Annotated in this window: 2 protein-coding genes; both read right to left on the bottom strand. The window is 72.2% G+C overall.

What is annotated here, in order from left to right; all coding sequences use genetic code 11:
* Positions 1-123: 123 nt before the first annotated feature.
* Entirely contained in the window at positions 124-1026 is a 903-nt protein-coding gene (gene tesB / locus SACPADRAFT_RS0202715; protein ID WP_007027154.1) for an acyl-CoA thioesterase II, read from the bottom strand.
* A 58-nt stretch (positions 1027-1084) separates the two neighbouring features.
* Positions 1085-2509, bottom strand: a complete 1425-nt coding sequence (gene pyk / locus SACPADRAFT_RS0202710) for a pyruvate kinase (protein ID WP_007027153.1) — start codon at positions 2507-2509, stop codon at positions 1085-1087.
* Positions 2510-2794: the final 285 nt, after the last annotated feature.

The following is a 2794-nucleotide window of genomic DNA, read 5'->3' as shown; positions in this document are numbered from 1 at the left end:
CGACCCGCACCGCGTTGGCCGACCCGCACCGCGTCGGTGGCGCGCGAGCGAGTCACCGACGCGCGTGCCCGGCGGCCCCTCCCGCCTCCGGACCGGAGGGTCGGCCGCGGGGCGTCCCGGTCCTCACAGGACGCGGATCAGGCCCTCCTGCACGACCGTCGCGATGTGCGCACCGTCCCGGGCGAACAGACGTCCGGTGGCCAGCCCCCGTCCGCCCGAGGCGGTGGGTGAGGTGCTGTCGTAGAGGAACCACTCGTCGGCCCGGAACGGGCGGTGGAACCACAGCGCGTGATCCAGGCTCGCGCCGAGCACCTTGTCGAGATCCCAGTACACGCCGTGCCGGGCCAGCACCGAGTCGAGCAGCGTCATGTCGGAGGCGTAGGCCAGCACGCAGACGTGCAGCAGCCGGTCGTCGGGCAGCGTGCCGTCGGCCCGCATCCACACCCGGTTGCGCTCCGGGGGCTCGCCGGTGGTCCGGGTCACCCACGGCGGGTCGTGCACATAACGGAGGTCGATCGGCCGGGGCAGCGCGCGCAGCCCGAGCCCCGCGTATCCCTCCGCGCGCTGCGGCAGCGTCGGGAGCGACTCGGGATCGGGGACGTCCGGCATCGGCTCGCCGTGCTCGACGCCGGACTCGGTGATCTGGAAGGACGCGGACAGCGAGAAGATCGCCTTGCCGTGTTGGACCGCCACCACCCGGCGCGTGGTGAACGAGCGACCGTCCCGGATCCGGTCCACCTCGTACACGATCGGCACCTCGGGGTCACCGGGGCGGATGAAGTAGGCGTGCAGGGAGTGGACCCCGCGATCCTCCGGCACCGTCCGCCCCGCCGCGACCAGGGCCTGTCCGGCGACCTGGCCGCCGAACACGCGGGTCGGCGAGTGTGCCGGGCTCACCCCCCGGTAGATGTTCTCCTCGATCCGTTCGAGGTCCAGCAGGGCGACCAGCCGGTCCAGCACCTCCTGCCCGCCCGTTCCGCCGTCGGTGTCCAACCCCGTGGCGGCCTGCCGTGCCAGCTCAGTCATGACACCGATTCAACACCGTCGCGGCGCCGCGCCCCGGCACCCCGTCCCGCCGACACGCTCACGCGTGGTCCTCCTCACCGAGCCGGTGGACCCGGATCAGGTTGGTGGAGCCGACCGTGCCGGGGGGCGACCCCGCCACGATGACCACGTTGTCCCCCGGCGAATACCGGCCGGTGTCCAGCATCGCGTGGTCGACCTGCTGGATCATGCGGTCGGTGGAGTCCACCGGCGACACGATCCGCGCCGTGGTGCCCCAGGTGAGGGCCAGCTGCGAGCGCACGCTCTCCAGCGGGGTGAACGCGAGCAACGGCAGGCGCGTGTGCAGTCGGGCGAGCCTGCGCACGGTGTCGCCGGACTGGGTGAAGGCGACCAGCGCCTTCGCGTTCAGCCGTTCCCCGATGTCCCGGGCGGCGTAGGAGATGACCCCGCGCTTGGTGCGCGGGACGTGGCTCAGTGGCGGGACCGCGGGCATGTCGGCCTCCACGGCCTCGACGATCTTGCTCATCGTCTCCACCGTCTCGACCGGGTAGCGGCCGACGCTCGTCTCCCCCGAGAGCATGACCGCGTCGGTGCCGTCCAGCACGGCGTTGGCCACGTCGGACGCCTCGGCGCGGGTGGGCCGCGAGTTGCCGATCATCGAGTCGAGCATCTGGGTGGCCACGATCACCGGCTTGGCGTTCTCCCGGGCGATCTGGATCGCCCGCTTCTGCACGAGCGGCACCTGCTCCAGCGGCAGCTCCACACCGAGGTCCCCGCGGGCGACCATCAGCCCGTCGAAGGCGAGCACGACCGCCTCCAGGTTGTAGACCGCCTCGGGTTTCTCCAGCTTGGCGATGACGGGCACCCGCCCCCGGCCGACCCGGTCCATCACCTGGTGCACCGAGTCGATGTCGGCGGGGGAACGCACGAACGACAGCGCCACGAAATCCACGCCCAGTTCGAGGGCGAACTCCAGGTCCTCGACGTCCTTGTCGGACAGGGCGGGGACCGACACGTCCATGCCCGGCAGCGACACGCCCTTGTGGTTGCTGACGGAACCGCCCTCGACGACCTCGCAGATCACGTCGGCGCCCTCCACACGCTCGACGACGAGGGCCACCTTGCCGTCGTCCACCAGCAGCCGGTCGCCGGGCTTCGCGTCCCGGGCCAGCCCCTTGTAGGTGGTCGAGACGCGCTCGTGGGTCCCGGCGATGTCGTCCACGGTGATGCGCACCTTGTCGCCGGCGCGCCAGTCGACGGGGCCGCCCGCGAACTCACCCAGCCGGATCTTGGGGCCCTGCAGGTCGGCGAGGATCCCGACCGCGCGCCCGGACTCCCGCGCCGCCGTCCGGATGAGGTCGTAGACCTGCTTGTGGTCGGTGTGGGTGCCGTGGCTGAAGTTCATCCGGGCCACGTCCATCCCCGAATCGACGAGCGCCCGGACCTTGTCCGCCGTCGCCGTCGCCGGGCCGAGGGTGCATACGATCTTCGCTCGTCTGCTCACACCCGAAAAGCCTAGCCGGTCGGCGCGCCCACGTCTGTACCGATCCCGTATCCGTCGTGCCGCGTACGTCACCGCCACGCGACCGGGACACGCCGGACGGTCACCGGTGCCGGGTCACCGGCGGGGCAGCTCGCTCGCGCCGACGTGCGCGGCCGCCCAGTCGTTGATCGGACGCAGGGTGCGCCAGGCCGTGCGCACCCGGTCCAGGCAGGTGCGCTCGTGCAGGGCGTCGTCGGGGGGCCAGGTGGACAGCGCGTACAGCGTGCGATGCCGCAGCAGCTCGAT

It is taken from the genome of Saccharomonospora iraqiensis subsp. paurometabolica YIM 90007 (genome assembly GCF_000231035.2).
In the GTDB taxonomy this organism is placed as follows: domain Bacteria; phylum Actinomycetota; class Actinomycetes; order Mycobacteriales; family Pseudonocardiaceae; genus Saccharomonospora; species Saccharomonospora paurometabolica.
This window is presented reverse-complemented; position numbering and strand designations above follow the sequence as displayed.

Excerpts from the sequence above, each read along its gene's own strand:
- tesB (WP_007027154.1), bottom strand. The coding sequence starts at position 1,026 with ATGACTGAGCTGGCACGGCAGGCCGCCACGGGGTTGGACACCGACGGC.